The organism is Alkalicella caledoniensis, from assembly GCF_014467015.1.
GTDB lineage: Bacteria > Bacillota > Proteinivoracia > Proteinivoracales > Proteinivoracaceae > Alkalicella > Alkalicella caledoniensis.
Map to the genome: position 1 here is coordinate 1,451,719 of NZ_CP058559.1, position 18,881 is coordinate 1,470,599.

General features: G+C 37.1%; 17 protein-coding genes. All 17 read right to left on the minus strand.

The window, feature by feature from the left end; translation table 11 throughout:
* Window positions 1-107: 107 nt before the first annotated feature.
* The 17 genes from HYG86_RS07085 to HYG86_RS07165 all read right to left on the minus strand — a co-directional run bounded on the left by HYG86_RS07085 (window position 108) and on the right by HYG86_RS07165 (window position 18,835).
* Window positions 108-560: a GNAT family N-acetyltransferase gene (locus tag HYG86_RS07085; RefSeq protein WP_213168356.1), complete on the minus strand. Its 453-nt coding sequence runs from the start codon at window positions 558-560 to the stop codon at window positions 108-110.
* A 309-nt stretch (window positions 561-869) separates the two neighbouring features.
* Entirely contained in the window at window positions 870-2,126 is a 1,257-nt protein-coding gene (gene codA, locus HYG86_RS07090) for a cytosine deaminase (protein ID WP_213168358.1), read from the minus strand.
* A 15-nt stretch (window positions 2,127-2,141) separates the two neighbouring features.
* Window positions 2,142-3,407, minus strand: coding sequence for a cytosine permease (codB, locus tag HYG86_RS07095; protein WP_213168360.1), 1,266 nt, complete (start codon window positions 3,405-3,407; stop codon window positions 2,142-2,144).
* 466 nt (window positions 3,408-3,873) lie between these two features.
* Window positions 3,874-4,701, minus strand: coding sequence for a Nif3-like dinuclear metal center hexameric protein (locus HYG86_RS07100; RefSeq protein ID WP_213168362.1), 828 nt, complete (start codon window positions 4,699-4,701; stop codon window positions 3,874-3,876).
* A 72-nt stretch (window positions 4,702-4,773) separates the two neighbouring features.
* Window positions 4,774-6,915: a Tex family protein gene (locus HYG86_RS07105; protein ID WP_213168364.1), complete on the minus strand. Its 2,142-nt coding sequence runs from the start codon at window positions 6,913-6,915 to the stop codon at window positions 4,774-4,776.
* A 21-nt stretch (window positions 6,916-6,936) separates the two neighbouring features.
* Complete coding sequence (locus tag HYG86_RS07110) at window positions 6,937-8,094, minus strand: DUF362 domain-containing protein (protein ID WP_213168366.1); 1,158 nt, start codon at window positions 8,092-8,094, stop codon at window positions 6,937-6,939.
* A gap of 203 nt (window positions 8,095-8,297) precedes the next feature.
* Window positions 8,298-9,005 (minus strand): hypothetical protein, encoded by a 708-nt coding sequence (locus HYG86_RS07115; RefSeq protein WP_213168368.1) that lies wholly within the window; start codon window positions 9,003-9,005, stop codon window positions 8,298-8,300.
* Window positions 9,006-9,347: 342 nt separating this feature from the next.
* A complete protein-coding gene (locus tag HYG86_RS07120; RefSeq protein ID WP_213168369.1) occupies window positions 9,348-10,349 on the minus strand; it encodes an asparaginase in 1,002 nt (333 codons plus the stop codon).
* 252 nt (window positions 10,350-10,601) lie between these two features.
* Complete coding sequence (locus HYG86_RS07125; protein ID WP_213168371.1) at window positions 10,602-10,952, minus strand: type II toxin-antitoxin system PemK/MazF family toxin; 351 nt, start codon at window positions 10,950-10,952, stop codon at window positions 10,602-10,604.
* Window positions 10,953-10,957: 5 nt separating this feature from the next.
* The gene (locus tag HYG86_RS07130) at window positions 10,958-11,242 is read right to left on the minus strand and encodes a CopG family ribbon-helix-helix protein (protein WP_213168373.1); all 285 of its coding nucleotides are present in this window, start codon (window positions 11,240-11,242) and stop codon (window positions 10,958-10,960) included.
* 92 nt (window positions 11,243-11,334) lie between these two features.
* Window positions 11,335-12,441 (minus strand): alanine racemase, encoded by a 1,107-nt coding sequence (alr, locus tag HYG86_RS07135; protein WP_213168375.1) that lies wholly within the window; start codon window positions 12,439-12,441, stop codon window positions 11,335-11,337.
* Between the two features lie 106 nt (window positions 12,442-12,547).
* Window positions 12,548-13,054 carry a hypothetical protein gene (locus HYG86_RS07140; protein WP_213168377.1) on the minus strand — a complete coding sequence of 169 codons (507 nt, stop codon included), beginning with the start codon at window positions 13,052-13,054 and terminating at the stop codon, window positions 12,548-12,550.
* A gap of 12 nt (window positions 13,055-13,066) precedes the next feature.
* Complete coding sequence (locus HYG86_RS07145; protein WP_213168379.1) at window positions 13,067-13,519, minus strand: CBS domain-containing protein; 453 nt, start codon at window positions 13,517-13,519, stop codon at window positions 13,067-13,069.
* 4 nt (window positions 13,520-13,523) lie between these two features.
* Window positions 13,524-15,017 carry an NAD(P)H-hydrate dehydratase gene (locus tag HYG86_RS07150; RefSeq protein ID WP_213168381.1) on the minus strand — a complete coding sequence of 498 codons (1,494 nt, stop codon included), beginning with the start codon at window positions 15,015-15,017 and terminating at the stop codon, window positions 13,524-13,526.
* A 1-nt stretch (window position 15,018) separates the two neighbouring features.
* On the minus strand, window positions 15,019-15,384 hold the full coding sequence (locus HYG86_RS07155) for a holo-ACP synthase (RefSeq protein WP_213168383.1): 366 nt from the start codon (window positions 15,382-15,384) through the stop codon (window positions 15,019-15,021).
* A gap of 270 nt (window positions 15,385-15,654) precedes the next feature.
* Window positions 15,655-16,524: a DUF4097 family beta strand repeat-containing protein gene (locus tag HYG86_RS07160; RefSeq protein WP_213168385.1), complete on the minus strand. Its 870-nt coding sequence runs from the start codon at window positions 16,522-16,524 to the stop codon at window positions 15,655-15,657.
* Window positions 16,525-16,672: 148 nt separating this feature from the next.
* On the minus strand, window positions 16,673-18,835 hold the full coding sequence (locus tag HYG86_RS07165) for a prolyl oligopeptidase family serine peptidase (protein WP_213168386.1): 2,163 nt from the start codon (window positions 18,833-18,835) through the stop codon (window positions 16,673-16,675).
* Window positions 18,836-18,881: the final 46 nt, after the last annotated feature.

An 18,881-nucleotide genomic window follows, 5' to 3' on the forward strand; every position in this document is an offset into this window, starting at 1 on the left:
ATTAGCTAAGAGTAATTATCATGCCCTAATATGCCACCTTTTTAATTTACAATTTTATACATTCACATAATAGCAATATTTTAAAATATAGTCAAGGGTAAATATTCTTAATCATTCCCCTCCCATTCTTTTCTTAAAATACTCATTTGAATTTGATTAACATAACTGCCGTTTCTTAAACTCTTTTCCCTACATAAACCTTCCCGAACAAACCCTATTTTCCCATATAAATTTATGGCATGATTATTATGTTCCATAACCCTTAGCCAGATTTTATTTAACCCTAATTCTTCAAACCCTATTTCTAAAATCCTTTCTAAGGCTTCATGTCCATACCCCTTGCCCCTTAATGTTGGTTTTATGGCAATACTTAGTTCAGCTCTTTTGCTTTCACGACAGATGTTAAATAACTCCACGATCCCAATAAACTCTTCCATCTGCCCTTCTACCACAAAGCATTTATGTGATTTCCCCGTAAAATTACTTAAAGTAGGGTTACCTACTGTCCCCATCATTTCCTTTATTATGTAGTCATCTAGTAATTCGATTATATGGCTCATATGTTTTTTTCCCATGGGTTTTAGGGTTATAGTTTCCCTAACCCATCTCTCATTTAGTGCTTGTATGTAAATCCCCCCACTCCGTAAAAATTACTATATTACTTTTTCAACAAAGGGGGTGAATTTCCTTCAATTTTAGTGGATGTAAATTATGTTAAATATATGTTTAAACTTACCATTAACCTAATTCCATCCTGGCATTCAAAATTTTCTAAGCTCCCTTTATACTGTCAGGGCCCTACAAGAGGGCCCCCTACAACTGCGAGAAAAAGTTAAAAATGCGACATGGAAAGATGTCGCATTGCTATGTTAAAATTTTATTTCCTGCTCTCCATCTGAGGTGTATATCCTACTTTCAGGCTGTGTAGTTTTAGCTATTATTTTTCCTTTTCTAATGGAGTAAGTTACTGCTGCTCTTCTTCTTATTGCTTCGTATCCGTTTTCTGCTGCTAGTATGATTAGGTTTCCATGGTTTCCTACCTCAATACCATATCCTTCAAGGTTTAAAACCTTAGCACTGTTTGTGGTTATATGTTTTATGGACTCATTGATCTGACTATAGCCCATCATCTGACAGATGTGAAGCCCCATGTGTAATACCTCTAGCATATTACCCGTTCCAAGAGGGTACCATGGATCAAAAATGTCATCATGACCAAATCCAACATTTATCCCTGCAGCATCTAGTTCTTTAACCCTAGTGATGCCCCTTCGTTTAGGATAGCTGTCAAATCTTCCTTGAAGGTGAATGTTAACAAGGGGGTTTGCCACAAAATTTATTTGCGACAGCTTTAATAATCTAAACAATTTTGAAGTATATGCATCATTATAAGAATGCATTGCTGTTGTATGACTTGCAGTGACCTTAGACCCCATACCCGCCTCATATGCCTTTGCTGCTACAACTTCTACAAATCTTGATTGTTCATCATCTATCTCATCACAGTGAACATCTATAAGCTTATTGTACTTCTTAGCCAACTTAAAGACTTCCTCAATGGACTGCACTCCATATTCCCTAGTAAACTCATAGTGGGGAATGGCTCCTATGCAATCGGCTCCTTCTTTTACTGCCTCTTCCAACAACTCTAATCCATTTGGATAAGAAAGGATTCCTTCTTGTGGGAAAGCTACTATTTGCAAAGTAGCTATTTCCTCTATTTCATCCCTCAGTTCCACTAAAGCTTTTAGTGCTATAAGCTCAGGATCTGTCACATCCACATGTGTCCTGATATACTGAATACCGTTTGCAACCTGCCACTGAATAGCTTTTTTAGCACGTTTTTTAACATCCTCTTTAGTTAAAAGCTGTTTCCTCTCAGCCCATCTCTCTATACCTTCAAAAAGGGTACCACTTTCATTCCATTTTGGTTCCCCTGCAGTAAGTGCCGTGTCTAGATGTATATGTGGTTCAACGAAGGGTGGCAGAGCCAACCCTTTGTTGCCATCTAATATTTCTTCACCATTAGCAAGTAACCCTTGACCGATTTCTTTGATAACTCCGTCCTTAATTAAGATATCCCATAACCCTTCTTTATCCATAAGTCTAATGTTTCTTATTAGCATAATTACCTTCCTTTCCTAGGAAGCTACTTTCACTTCTACTTCCTTAGCTGTGTTTATTGCTACCATCAGTTTGCTAACTACCACGTATGTTACCATTGCACCTAGGACCCCATTTATTGGTGGAATTCCTGGGATAAACCTTGAGGCTAGTACCCCTACTACCCAAGCACCCATGGCAAGGTGATTAACACTTTCAAAAACTTGTCCTGCAAACTTAGCATATCTCTCCTTATTGACTAGGAAATAATCTGCTATGATAATTCCACCTACAGGAGGGATTATTGAGTTTAGGAAGCTTAACCATCCTACAAAGTTGTTGTATAGGAATAGTGCTAAAATAGTTCCTAGTATACCATTGAATATAACAAGCTTGTTTTTAGGTAATTTTGTTATATTTGAAAACCCTAATCCAGATGCATATAAAGCATTATCATTTGTAGTCCAGATATTAAATCCTAGTATTATAATTGCCGGTATAATTAAGTTTTGCAAAAACATTACTTCCGATATGTCTGATTGCCCTGTTACCATGGCACCAACAGCACCGAAGATGAACATCAGGGAGTTCCCTAGGAAGAAGGCTATTACTGTAGTTGAAACACCTACTTTTGTGTTTTTTGCAAATCTACTAAAGTCAGGTGTTAATGTACCTCCACTGATAAATGATGCCACACACATTGAAAGGGCTGCACCTATTCCTATTGTACTTGTTGGTTCCATGGCCGCTAAACTGCTTATTCCTCCCACTGAGTCCACAGCTGTGAAAACCGAAAAGCTTCCTAGTATTGCTATAGACGGAACTGCTATTAGACTCAGTATTGTTAATGCTTTTATTCCGAAATATGCAGTTACTGTCATTAAAATTCCTGATACTCCTATTAACATGTGTAGGTTTAGACCTGTTACCCTAGCTACAGGTAGAGCAAACATTGCAACACCTACTCCGAACCATCCCACTTGAGTTATACCTAACAGAAATGATGGTAAATACGAACCTTTTTCACCAAAGGAATATCTTGCGAGTAAGTGTGTTGAAAGTCCTGTTTTTGTAGATATAAATGATAACAAACTTGTGTAAATGCCTAGTATTAGGTTACCAAATAGTACTGCCATTAAGAAGCTTTTTAAATTTAGTCCTGTACCTAGCTCTCCACCTGTCCACATACTAGCTGAAAAGAATGTAAAGCCTAACATTACTACAAACATAGACCAGAAACCTTTCTTCCCACTTTTCGGTACTACCTCCAGTGCAAAATCTTGATCTTGTTTTTTGTTTTCCATACGATAAAACCTCCTATAGGATTATTTATCGATACCAGGGGTTAATCTAAACAAAAACACCTTGCCCGAAGACAAGGTGTGTGTAGACTAACTTAGAGTTACTTAAAGGTATTCACCCATAAGTACTCGTCATTCACCTTGCCAGTCTCTCTGTACTGGATTAAAGGTACCGATATGTTTTAATTTATTATGGCATGGATAGGGCATACTGTCAAGACTTTTTTGGGTTGGTTAGTTGGTTAGTTGGTTAGTTGGACAGGAAATCAGGGGTAAGGGGTAAGGGGTAAGGGCAGGGAGTTGGGAGTTAGGTGTTAGGTGTTAGGCTTTTAAAACCAGCCTTAACAGACTGCTCAAAAGTCTTCAGATTTGAGGCGCAAAAAAGACCCAGGACCGCAGCGTATTGACATACGTGAGGATCCCTGGGTCTTTGAAGCAACAAAGAAGATGGAGGCTTTTCAGCAGTCGTTTACTTAGGGTCGATTACTCCTGACATCCTGATAACTTCTAGTCCTTTAGCTTCTAGTGCAGCTATGAACTCGTTAATACCCACTGAGTCTGATGCCATGTGGCCTGCTACTATAACATTTCCGATATTTTGCTCTTTTACTGCTTTAATTACATCTTCTGGTATATGCATGCAAACTAATGTACCTACACCTGCATCAAAGTATGCTTTTGCAACACTTGCTCCACCGCCTGTACCACCAGCCATGGTTACAAATACCTTGCCAGCATAGTCGTCTTTACCACCTACACGTATAACAGGCTTTGCTAAAGTTTTTTGGTATTCTGGTAGTTCTTCTAGTGCTTTGATAACATCATCAAGTTTAGCTTTTGGGTTGTCTTTTAAAGCATTGTCTAGGTGAGTTTGAACCTTGTTTTCAGCAAGGATGTCCGTTGGTGTATGTACACCCATAAAAGGCATTTTTAAAAGCTTAGCTGCTGAAATAGCTCTGTCATAGTTAGATACATGAAGAGCTCTCTCCACTTGACCCACTTTTTCAGCTAATACCTTTTGTGCTTTGTTGATAGGAACACCAGCTAAAACCATGCGATCTATTTGAGCCTTCATTACTTTATGAAGGTTTAGTGCAGGATTGCCACCCTTAGGATGATGAGTGATTACAAGGTCTGCACCTAGCTCTTTAGCAAGCATCATTTCAGCAAGTTCCATGTCTACACCAATAGCTAACTTCTTAATGTTCTCTCCTTCAACGATAATACCGGAATCCTCAGGTACCTCAGTTAAACCAGCTAACTCTAAAGCTAAATCCATAATTTCCTTAGTGTTCATTTAAATTCCTCCCCTTATTATATATAGTAGGTGCCCCCAGTAGGTGCCCCCTACAAAACTAACAAAGATGATTTAGATAACTCCTTTTAAACTCAAGGCTATTCTTCTTTTTCCTGGGTCTACCCCTATAACTCTCGCTTCAACTGTATCTCCCACAGTTACTACTTCCAAAGGATGTTTAATAAATTTCTCTGACATCTCTGATATGTGGATTAATCCAGCTTCCTTCACACCAATATCCACAAAGGCTCCGAAGTCTACTACATTTCTTACAGTTCCCTTTACAATCATTCCCTCATGTAAATCCTCTAGTTTAAGTACTCCAGATAAAAACAGAGGCTTAGGCAAGCTTTCACGGGGGTCAAGGCCAGGCTTCTCTAAAGATGTAAGTATGTCTACTAAAGTAGGTACACCTATTCCAAGTTTTCCGGCTAAGTCACGTTGCTCATTTTCAGAAACCTTACCCCTTATTCCTGGTAAGCCTCCCCTTTTTGCTAATTCTTCTTTTGTGTAACCTAGTATCTCTATAAGTTTTTCAGCTGCCTCATAGGACTCTGGATGAACCGATGTAGAATCAAGTGGTTCCACACCTTCTTTAATCCTTAAGAAACCAGCACATTGCTCATATGTTGCTTTTCCAAGTCTGGGAACCTTCAAAATATCCTTTCTAGCTTTAAATGCCCCCAGTTCTTCACGGACTTTTACTATGGCTTTAGCTTGAGCAGGTTTAATGCCTGCAATATAACTTAGTAGTGAGGGACTTGCTGTGTTTAAGTCTGCACCCACGTTATTAACGCAATCTTCCACTACTCCACCTAATAGTGACGCCAACCTTTTTTGATCCACATCATGTTGATATTGCCCTACTCCAATAGATTGTGGAGGAATCCTTACAAGCTCTGCCAAAGGATCTTGTAGCCTTCTCGCTATGGATATGGCACTTCTTTCTGCCACGTCTAAATCAGGATATTCTTCCTTGGCCAGTGGTGATGCAGAGTAAACACTGGCTCCTGCTTCATCCACTATGGTGTAAGATAAATTTTCTCTCTCACCTATGAACTCTGCTACGAACTCAGCACTTTCACGACTAGCTGTACCATTGCCTATGGCAATTACAGTAATACCATATTTATCAACAAATTCTAGTATCTTCTTTTTACCTTCCTCCTTTTGGTTTCTAGGAGGTGTAGGATATATGACACTTATATCCAATACTTTACCAGTACTATCTACAACTGCAAGCTTACAGCCTGTTCTGTAGGCTGGATCAAGACCTAGTACAACAATGTTTCTCGTTGGAGGTTGCAGTAGTAAGGATTTTAAATTAGCTGTAAATACCTTGCAGGCTGCTTCTTGAGCATTGTCTGTAAGACCGCGTCTGATATCCCTCTCCACCGATGGGAGAAGCAAACGACTTACACCATCTTCTAGTGCATCTTTTAGCTGCTGTTCATTTGTTGTAGGTGCCTTTGATAAATTTCTATTCCAAAGATCCCTTACTAAGGAGTCTTTATCAAGTATTAGGGATACTTTGATGAATTTCTCTTTTTCTGCCCTATCCATTGCCATGACCCTATGGGGTGGTAACTTTTTGATAGGCTCACTATACTCATAATACATTTCATAGGGGGATTGAGCTTCTTTATCAACTGCTACGGTTTCTATGGTTCCCCTATCAAAGACAAAGCCCCTGGAAAACTCCCTGTTCTCAGGAAGGTCTGTTATCATCTCTGCTATTATATCTTTAGCACCTTGAAGGGCTTTTTCTATATCTTCCACTTTTTCGTTAACAAATGGTTGAGCCAGTTCTTCCCAAGACACTGCTTGTTCAAGAAGCATTTGTGCCAGTGGCTCTAACCCTAGCTCTTTTGCTATACTAGCCCTTGTGTTTCTTTTTGGTCTAAAGGGCCTATATATATCTTCTAGTTGCTGTAGTTTGGTTGCCTTTGTTATCTTTTCAGCTAGCTCCTGTGTTAACTTCCCTTGTTCTTCTATAAGTCTATGTACTTCTTCTTTACGCTCTTGAAGACCTTTTTGATAGTCATAGGTCTCTTGAACTAAACGGATGTCCTCTTCTGTTAATCCACCAGTCATTTCTTTACGATAACGGGCAATAAAAGGGACTGTGTTCCCCTCCTCTAAAAGAGCTACTGTTTGTTGAACTTGCTTTTCACTAACCTTTGTCTGCTTTGATACTAGTTTTATAATGTCCACAAAATCATCCTTCCCAATATGTTATAACCTTTTATTCATAAGCTTTGCCACCACTTTACCCATTCTATTTGCATGTCTAAGTTCTATGGTTTTCTTAGGGCATAGTTCATGACAGCAATAGCAGCTAATACACTTTGAATAATCAATAATGGCTTTATTGTTTTCTGATAGAGCCATGGCATCCACAGGGCAGCTATTTATGCAAAAGCTACACCCCACACACTCCGGCTCTATCTCAGGAACCACCTTCATCATATTTACTGCCCAGCTTGTTAAAAAACCCGGTAGTGATGACACTAATTTAGTGTTGGGTAATTTAAAGGGTGTTATGTTTAGATCGCTAATTTGCTCGCCTAGCACCTCAATTTTGTTTATGTCCCCTTGTCCTAGACCCATTTTGTGGCCATAATACGTAGTCAAGACATCTTCAAATTTACAGGGTAATATTTCCCCAAGTACTCTATCTGCACTTATTGCATCAGGTGAAATAACTATTACACCAGCCTTTTTTGTTGTTCCTGCAGAAGGTCCGTTACCTTCCATTCCTTCTATCCCATCAACAACGGTAAGGTGAGGTTTTACTTCTTTATATAACTCTAGTAGTCCCGTGCAGAACTTCTCTATGGTTTGAGCTTCTTTATGGTAGTTTGCCTTTGCTCTTCCTGGCACTACCCCGAACATGTTTTTTACCCCACCTGTCAGTAGGGTTAAACCATGGGTTTTAAACTTTGCCATGGATATTACCACATCTGCCTCAAATATTGGTTTTGCTATATATAGTTCTTTAAAGACCTTTCCGCCTTTTTTGATTTCAAATCCTGTACTGTCAAAATTCAGTAGTTTAGCACCTCGGCTTTCCACCACTTCTGCAATACCTGTAACTTTAAGTGCTCTGCCCGTGGGATTACCTGTCTGATTATTTCCACCTGAGCTATCACCAACCCATACTTCACATCCATGTTCTTTTAAGATATCTATCATTTGTCCTATAACTTCTGGGTGTGTAGTGACATTTTGTTCAGGAGAAGTGGCAGCTAAGACATTGACCTTTAGCAAAACCTTCTGACCTGGCTTTATGTATTGCTCTATGCCCCCAAGTAGTTCAAAACCATTCTTTAGAGCTCTACTTACGTCTTGTGGGTCATAGCTATGGGACCTTGTAATTGAAACCTTAGACATTGGCATACCCCTTCCAAACCTCTGTTTGTACCTATTATACCATTTTATGCTATTTATTTCTAGCAAGGGGGGCTTTTGTGCAATAATAAAAAACCAGCGTTTCAGGAAAATTCTGAAACGCTGGTTTTTCTACTTAACTGTCTTATAGTCAACACTATCCGCACTCATCATTTGGTGAGTATGTGGTTTTAAAGTTGTATTTATTAGTTAATTTCAACGGTAAAATTAATAGTTGATGGGACAATTTTCAGTATTTCTCTATTGTTTCCCCATTCTGTAACAATGTACATTTCGTTGATAAATATATCTAATTTTTGCATTACTGCTGCAGATGGAATTTTTAAAGGGTCGAATGTTAAATCCAAAATTGGAACAAATAACTTAGGACCAAAACCGTTAATTTCTCCGCTTCCATCAGGGTAAACATCTCTTACTCCTAGATCATAGTGAGTATCATAAGTATCAAAGTGATACTCCAGCTGAGGGTTTAGTATAAAATCCATCCTAACATCCTTGATAAATTCTCCAGTTTTATTGATAGCCACTATATCATATAATAATGCATACTTTCCAACTTGATTACTATTGGGGTTAACACTCCCAGATAACAGCTTAACACCTACTTCAACGTCCCAAATTTTACTGCTGGCTGAAGGAATTACTTTATCTTTATCTGTCAATCTAGTTTTTTTATTAAAAGTAGAATTTGACTTTTTGCCGTATTCCTCTAATAATTCTCTGGTCTCAATTCTTTGTTGTAGCACTACCCCATTATTTGATAACGCTTCAAATGCAGGTTCAGGCAGTGGAATATTTTTTCCTTTAGGGTTAATTATGAGTGAGTACGAGGTTGCTGAAATAATGGCAATTAAAAGACATATTAACAAAACAAAACTAATTCTTTTCCCCATAGTTCATCCCCCTGTAATTATAGTGTAATACAAATTATTCTATATATATAACTGGCGAATGTCAACAATTTTATTTATATTCTAAAAATTATTTATTATTACTTGTATTTCTAATACATATGTGTTGACTATAAGAGAAAATATCTCTTAAAAATCAGTATACATTTTTAGTTATTGTTTATCCTTCTAGTTCACATAATAAAAAACATAGTTTGCCTAGCCTTAAAAAAAATAAAATGACCCCAAAGCCATTGGGGTCAAGATAATGGGATAGGAAATTTTAAGCCAGGCAATGGACTCCCTAAGTCTGTACCTTACCTACCCCAAGAATAATACTTTTTTTTATTTTAACTTAAATATGGGCTTTACAACACCACACAAATCTTTCCTGTGGTTTCTGTTTTCTGGTAAGTGGTGGTGTTTTAATTCTTCAAGCTGCTGGTCATCTAAGGCGCCTAGTTGTCTCAATGTTTCAATGACAGCTGGTCCTCTTCCCCGTGGGGAGCCATCTTCCATCTTTATGGCGAAACCTAGCTTTTTATCTTTAATGCCAACGCAGTATACTCCTTCTGCACCTGCTTTTGCTATTAGGTTCCCTTTTCCTACACGCATAAGATCTGTACAGATTCTATCACTTCCCCCTACCATTTCTGGGAACTGTACCATTGCATCTGTTATTGTTTCTACGGCTTCTTTTCTTGATTCTTCAAGTTTTGTGGGATCTGCTAAAAAAGCGTAGGCTAGTGCCCAGTTATATACTGGCAAGCCGTATACAGGAACTCCACATCCATCTATACCAACGACGATCTCTTCTTTTGGGTACTTACAAAAATCTGCTATGACATCCAATAACTCCTTTTGGAGGGGATGTTTAAGTTCAGTATAATCATCTAGGGGATAGCCTTTTTCCTTGCAGACAACTAACATGCCAGAGTGTTTTCCTGAACAATTACAGTGAACACTTGTGGGGGACTGCCCCCCTTGCACGATCTTTGCCGATGCTTCCTTATTATATGGAAGATGGCTACCACAGCGCAGTTCCTTTTGCTCCACACCAATCTTCCTGAGGATTTCTAGCACTGTATCCACATGGAAATCTTCCCCACTATGTGATGCACAGAACAATGCCAGCTCTTTTTTAGTAATTCCCCATTTTTCCATGGCACCACTTTCAACAACTGGAAGTGCCTGTATCGGCTTTGCTGATGATCTCCAATAGCTTAGAAAGTTAGGATCACCTACAGAAGAAACAAGTTCTCCATCACTGTTTACTACAGCAATATGCCCTCTGTGGTAGCTTTCTACAAGTTGTCCCCTTCGTATTTCAACTAAAACCTCAGCCATTATTTAACCTCCCTTTTTTATCCTATATTGCTCCCTTGAGTTCACAGTTGGCATTTCCATCTCACTGTTTGTGGAGCATTTTACTTAAAATCCCTAGAATATTTATTTTGGTATCCTAGGTAAATATTCTATTTTAAGCTTTTAAAATCCTCTCATGTGAAGAAATAAACTTCTTGAATAGAGTGCCGCTGTCCCTTTGTAGTACGTATATGTTTTAGTTTGGAAAAGCAAAAAAGACGGATTCTCCGTCTTTTAGAACTCTATCAAGGCTAAGCTTATTTGTAAGGCTTCATTTATTCTAACCATTTTATCCTCACCGATATGTGCCACTTTTTCATTCAATCTTTGCTTATCTATGGTTCTAATTTGTTCTAGTAAAATAACCGAATCTTTCTCTAAGCCGTATTTAGCAGCCTCTACCTCTACATGGGTAGGCAATTTTGCTTTTTGTATCTGTGAAGTTATTGCTGCTACAATTACAGTTGGGCTGTATCTATTACCCACATCATTTTGAATTACTAAAACAGGTCTAATTCCCCCTTGTTCTGATCCAACAACGGGGCTTAAGTCTGCGTAATAAACATCTCCTCTTTTAACAGACATGATTATCACGCCCCACAGACCATTTGTTCAACTACATTTACTGCTTCATTTTCTGCGTTTAATGCTTCGTTTGCTAAGTTTAGGTTTATTTCGGACATTTCAACATATCCTCTTTGCATAAGTTCTTTGTTAACTATGCTGCGTTGTTTATTGTATCTCTCACCGATATACAATTTTACCGCCTCCCTAATAAGTTGGCTGCGATTCAGCTTATCCCTTTTTACAATTATATCTAATTCCTGTAATAAATTATCAGGCACACTTATCATAACCCGTCGAGTTTCTGCCATGCAGGCACCTCCTGTTAAAAGCAATTAAAAAAAGTTACCGGTACGAAAACATATAAACAATTATACCGTGGTTTCAGTTTTAATGCAATGTTTTAGACTTGTAAACCTTTGTAAATTCTTGGAACACGCTTTGATATGGCACATACTAATTCATAGTTGATTGTCCCTATCAGGGAGGCCATATTATCTACTGTGTTTTCCCCTTCCCGGGCGTAGATAATCACCTCATCACCTAGCTTTGCATCTGCAGCAGTTACATCAACCATGATGTAATCCATACATACCCTACCCACAACAGGTGCTTTCTTTCCATGGATAAAAACATATCCTTTATTGGAGAAACTTCTAAAATATCCATCAGCATAACCCAAGGGTAGTGTTGCTATTTCAGCTATATCCTTGGTCTTGTAGGTAATTCCATAGCTTATAGATGTACCCTTATCAACTGTTTTTATGTGGGCAATTCTTGTTTTAAGAGATAAAGCCGGTTTTAAAGTTATGTGGCTATCCACTTGTTCGTGTGAGGGGTATAGCCCGTACATAGCGATTCCTAGCCTAACCATATCAAAACCTTCGTCAGTGAGATTTTCCATAACCCCTGCACTATTAGCTATGTGTTTAATTGGGATTTTATACGGTAAATCTTTTAATATTTCTTTAAATTTATGAAACTGACTCTTAGAATAAGGATTGTCTCTTTCATCAGCTGTAGCATAGTGGGTAAAAATCCCTTCTACATCTATATTATCCATTTTTGCTAATTCTAATAAAAAAGAATTAACTTTTTCAGGTTGAATTCCCAATCTGTTCATTCCAGTGTCAACTTTAATATGAACTTTAATTTTATTTTTACAGGTTTCATTTATATGCTTAGCTAATTCCATATTATAAATTGTTGGTGTTAGTTTATATTTTTCAAGTTGCTCTACACTGGAAGGTGGTGTAAATCCTAAAATTAAAATAGGTATATCCTTTATTCCACTTTCCCTTAACTGGATACCCTCTTCCACAAGTGCAACGGCTAAAAAACCTACTCCGGCCTTTATGGCAGCCTTTGCAACTTCCACACTCCCATGACCATATCCATCTGCCTTTACAACTGCCAAGGTTTTCGTGCATTGGGGCAAATGACAAGTGAGCTCTTTTATGTTGTGAATAATGTTGTCCAAATCGATTTCAGCTACTGTTGGCCTAAACATTTAAATCCCCCTTTCGGTTAAGTTATTTATTTCTATTTTCAGTTGGATTATTCCTGCTTTTAATGCTCAAAGATACAAAAAAACTAGAAGGGTAATCTTCCCCCTTCTAGTTTATATCTAAGTTTTCGTACTCTATTGTTATCTGTTCATTTTGGATGTTTAGTATAACTTTTGAAAGTTTGTTTTTGTTATGGGTTACTAATATCTCCCCGTTGTTTATTTCTATGTTTTGAGTGTCTAATATCTTAATTGTGTCTTTTTTAGCTATTATTTCATCCATAATACTTACTAGGACGAATATTGGGTAGTTAAAATTCTCTCTATCCCCAACTATTTCTTTGCTATCATTGATATTTTTAAGCTTTACTTTTTCTCCCTCAAGCTCAATACTTTGCTGGTAACCTGTATCAGCTACCACTTCAATGATATGATGTTGCCCCTTTTCGCTATATTGTTCATGTACATCAAACTTTGCGTCGTTCATATGTACCGAGTATTGAGCTGTGTAGCTTTCAAGGTTTTGATACTGTTTTTCCAGTGAACTTACAAACCCTCCGCTGTTACAAGCTGTGATTAATACGGCAATAGTTAGTATGACTATGATTCTCTTCAATTTCTATTCCTCCTATTGTTTAGTAACTAAACTTTTTAAAAGATCTTCTCTAGCAATTATTCCAACTAATTCCCCATTTTCTTCAACAGGTATCCTGTTATACCCTTGGGTAACCATCAGTTCCAAAACCACGTCTATTTCATCTTCAGGAGATACAGAATAAACTGGAGTAGACATGGCATCTTCCACCATCACTGCTAGGGCTCTTTTAAATTCTTTATTTGCCCTACCAGGATCTTCAAGGTAAAAGAATACACCTAATACATCCACATGGGGCACTGGCATAATCTCTTTATGACGAGCTATTATGTCCTTTTCAGTTAACATGCCCACTATGGAATTTTCATCATCCACTACAGGTAGTCCTCCAACTCTTTTCTCCATCATAAGTTGCGTGGCTTCTTCAATTGTAGCCTTTTTATTGATACTTATTACACTTTTGTTAAACACGTCTTTTACTAACATATACTCACCCCTTTTGAATCTTTTTGAAACCTTTATGTAGCTCCTTTGGAATATCCGATGGCAATAAGCTATAGTAACCTTTACCCTCAGATATAATATCTGCAGTTAGACCATGCAAATATACACCTAAAATTGCTGCTTCATCCTGACTTAGTCCCTGGGCCATAAATGACATAATAAGGCCTGCTAAAACATCTCCACTACCTCCAGTGGCTAAACCATTATTTCCAGTGGTGTTTAAGTAAACATCACCATCTTTAGTTGCTATACAGGTAGTGCTACCCTTAAGAACTAAGGTACAGTTATGCTTCACACTAAACTCCCTAGCCACAGTAATTGGATCGCTAGTTATCTCCTCCACTGTTAAACCTGTTAGTCTGGACATTTCTTTAGGGTGGGGAGTTAACACATGATTTTCACAGATTAAATCATGTAATTTTAGGTTAGCTAATAAATTCAAGCCGTCACCATCTATAACCATGCTACCTTTATAGTTTTCAACAAAATACAAAAACAATACTTCGTTATTTTCTGTGGATAAGCCTGGCCCTATGGCTACGCTTTTTGTATTCTTTAAGTATTTGTCTAGTTCAATTAAACCTTTAGGCATAGGTATAGTTATGGATTCAATACAGTTGTTCTCTATTACATCCACAAGTTTTTCACTAACCAGTGTATATAACAATCCTATTCCTGACTTTAAAGCAGCTTGAGCAGCTAATATTACAGCTCCTGACATCCCCAAACTGCCTCCCACTATCAGCCCCGTACCATAGGTACCTTTATGGCTATTTTCTACCCTTTTAGGCAGTAATTCCTTTGCCATATTGGGAGTTATAAGGAATGTACTTACTTCAAATTGTTCCATAAGGTCTTTAGGCAGCCCGATATCTGAAACTACCAGTTCACCAGAGTTTTCTCTTCCTGTGGGAAGGAGAAGATTTTCTTTTAAACATCCCAGTGTTACAGTTTTGTTGGCTTTTACTACTATGTTATTGAAAGTATAATTACTGCTTCCTAAACCTGAGGGTACATCCACACTAATAACATATCTTTTACTATTATTAATCATTGAAAAAATATCTATGTATTCTTGTACTAGGTTACCTCTAAAACCCACACCAAAAATAGCGTCTACAACAACCTCGCTCCATAATAATAATTCGCCCAAATCAGCAATGGAGTTAGTTTTGTATACATCAAGGGAGTTTAATATATCAAAATTGATTTTTGAATCACCTGTTTTATAATTTCCTAAATACAGTACCTTAACTTTGTAGCCTAAATTATATAGCAGTCTTGCCACAACTAAACCATCCCCACCGTTATTCCCTTTACCTGCCATAATTAATACCTTTGATTCTTTATTAAATTTTTTTTGAATCTCTTCAGATATCTTTATACCAGCATGTTCCATAAGTATAAGTGTGGGTATTTGATATTTATCTACACATAAATTATCTATATGCTTAATATCTCCAGGCTTGAAAACCTTCATGTTAGCCCTCTGCCACTACATAGGCCACAGCTTGAGATTTAGAGTGGCTAATAGAAAGGTGCATTTTTATAATTCCCATGGTTTTTCTTCTTCTAGCAGCTGCACCAGTTAAGTAAATCTTAGGCTTGCCTAGCTTATCTTTAATTATTTCTATGTCCTTCCAACTAATTATACCTATACCTACACCTAATGCTTTAACAACTGCTTCCTTTGCTGCAAATCTACCGGCGATTGTCTCGTGTTTTCTGGACATAACTTCTAATTCCCTCTCTGTAAATAACCTTTCTAATAGTTTATCCCCACGGGCCTCAACCACCTTTTTTATTCTACTAATTTCAATTAAATCTACACCTACCCCTATGATCACAAAAATACCTCCTCATTAGGTTGTCCTTTATTAAATATAATACCATATTTTAGAAAGTTTTCAGATTTTTTTGTACTTATTTAGTATTATCTAAGATTAAAATATATAGTCATTGATATGTCGGGGCTAAAAACTAATTAAAAAAACAGGTGTATATTAACACCTGTTACAGCTTGTAGTCAAAACTTAGACAAAGTCATTGACCCGAATGGCATATTAAAAAGCAGCACAATTAATTCGAGGAGACAGACTTAAGAGCTGAATAGTTGGTTATTTACTGTTGATATTTATTGTTCCGTTTGTGGTCTCCATATCTAGCCTAAAACCTCCACCATTTATTTCTTCTTCTACGTTTCTTCCACTAATTCCATCAAGGTTTGATTTTATGGTACCATTAGTGGTGCTTGCATCTAAGTGGAATCCAATATCAGCAGGTATTTTAACAGTTATATTACCATTACTGGTTTTCAGTTTGTACTTATCACCAACGGGGTTTTGCAGATCCACATCAATTTTCCCATTACTAGTGTTAAGTGTTATATCTCCTACCTCTAAAGATGAGTCAAAATATATACTACCATTAGATGTGTTAACACTACCACTACCTTCTATGTCACTTAATTTTATACTTCCGTTGCTGGTATCTAAGTCCAGCTTCCCCGTTAGTCCATTAATATTTATGCCACCATTACTACTCTTCAATTTAACATCCCCAACTATACCGGAGTTTACTGTTATGCTTCCATTGGTGGTAGTTATATCTAAGTGAACATTTTTAGGTACATAAATTTTTATAGAAACGCTAACTCCACCATTTGTAATTCTAGGCAGGCTCGTCTTTATAGTAACTGAATTCTCAGCATTTATAAGTTCAACTGTAGTTTTGTCTAAATAATTTTTTAGGTCTGCTTCTATAAAACTATTAACTTTCTTTTCATAATCCACCTTTACGTAGTCTTCATCCCATTTTTCTACCTTGACGCTACCATTTCTATTTTCCACAACTATTTCACCAGATAGTAACTCGCTACTTTGCAAGGTTCCACTGGCTTGCTCTTCGCTGAAAATAACATTGTTGATAGTACACCCACTTAATAAAAATAAGACTAGAACAATTAAGTACACACAAATTTTTCTCACTATGATCTTCCCCTTTAGATAAATAAGTTTGTTTAATATTTATTATATAGAAGATTTTTCAGGATACAATTACAGAAGTGTTAACATACTATTAAATATTAGGGCCAGGCCACATTAATTCAAAGAATTAATGTGGCCTAGCCCATTTTTACTCAAAAACTTTAAATATAAAACTATAAATATCTGATTGTTCTTCAATAACCATTGAAGTTGGTTTTCCGTGACCGTGACCGGCTTTTGTGTCTACCCTTACTAAAATTGGGCTATCACCCTTTTGTGCCTGCTGTAGTGTTGCTCCGAATTTATATGCATGTGCCGGTACAACCCGGTCATCAGTGTCTGCTGTTGTTATCAATGTGGGTGGATATTCAACACCTTTTTGAACGTTGTGTAAAGGAGAATAGGCATACATATATTTGAAGTGATCAGGATTTTGTGGGTCACCATATTCGGGAATCCAGTATCTACCCACAGTGAATTTATGATATCTGAGCATATCTGTTACAGGAACACCACATAATATAGCCCCGAAAAGATCAGGTCTTTGGACCATACACGCTGAAACCAGTAGACCACCATTGCTACGCCCCATTATAGCTAGTTTTTTACTGTTTGTATATTTATTTTCAATCAACCATTCACCTGCAGCTATAAAGTCATCAAAAACATTTTGTTTGTTTTGAAGCATTCCAGCCTGATGCCAATCTTCCCCGTATTCTGAACCTCCACGAATATTGGCAACAGCATATACCCCGCCATTTTCTAAAAACATAATTGTAGTAGGAGAATAAAATGGAGTAATACTTATATTAAAACCACCGTATCCGTAAAGTAAAGTGGGGTTATCTCCATCTAACTGAAGATCCTTTTTATGTGTTAGGAACATAGACACTTCAGTACCGTCTTTTGATTTATAAAACACTTGGTCTGTTTCAAATAATTCTGGATCAAAATTTACTACTTGTTCACCAAACACTGTGCTTTCATTTGTATCAAAGTCATATCTAAACACTGTACTGGGATATAAAAATGATGTAAAGCTATAAAACAACTCTTGGCCTTTACTACTGCCCCAAATTTCTTCTATGGAGCCAAGTCCTGGAAGGTCTAACTCCTTGTATATCTGTCCATTTTTGCTATACATCTTTAAAGTATAGTAAGCATTATGCCTGTATACAGTCACAAAGCAGTTGTTAACAATTTTTACATCTGCTAGCACATCTTCACTTTCAGGAATAATTTCTATCTCATCAAAGGATTTATCAACATCGATGGCAATAATCCTTCCCTTTGGCGCATCTAAATCTGTCAAAAAGTAAAACAAGCTTTTATCATTTCCAATAAAGTAGTAACCTGCATCATGTTCATCTAGCAGTCTAATAAAATTTCCTTCGTTTTTAAGGTTTTTATAGTAAAATCTGTTTTTTGAGTCTGTTCCTAACCATACATTTAGACATAGATATTTTTCATCATCACTTACAATGGGTCTAAAACCTAATTCCTTAAAGTCAGATCTTTCATATATAAGTTTATCGTCGCTCTGATGGGTCCCCAACCTATGGAAATATACCTTTTGGTAGTTACTTTCATCTTCTTTAGGAACAGAACCTGGCTGTGGGAAACGACCATAGTAGAAGCCTTCATCTCCAATCCATGGTATGCTTGTAAATTTGCAATAATTTATTTCATCTTTTACATCTTCCATGGTAGACAAGTCTCTTACGCGAATATTCTGCCAGTCACTTCCCCTTTCAGATAAGGTATAAGCTAAGTATTTTGCATTTTTACTTATGCTGTAAAAACTTAGGGCAACAGAACCGTCCTCACTTATTTCATTAGGGTCTAAAACTATAATGGGCTCTCCCTCTATACCATCTTGCATATATAATATAGGTTGATTTTTTAGTCCCTCTTTCTTCACATAAAAGTATTTGCCTTTTATCTCCTTAGGAGTAGTTACACTGGAGTAATCCCACAACTCAGTGAGCCTTGCTTTTATTTCTTCTTTTTTCGAGGAACCAGATATAAATTCTTGGGTCCTTTTATTTTGCTCTTCTACCCACTTTATAACCTTTGGGTCCTCTGGGTTTTCCATATATCTGAAAGGATCTTCAACTATTGTTCCATGAAAATCTTCTGTGAATTTTTCATGGTCTATGATCTTTTTATTCTTTTCCACTACTACATCCCCCTTCTTGCTTTCTTTAAGCCAAAAAAATATCCCAATAATAAGGGGAGCAGTTATCCAAAATACAGTCATAAACTTAGTGAAGTAGCTCCCTTTAAGCCAAGCATTAATCAATTCTTCCATACCCCACCTCCTAAAAAGTTTCTTTTAAATCCTGTAAGTATATTTC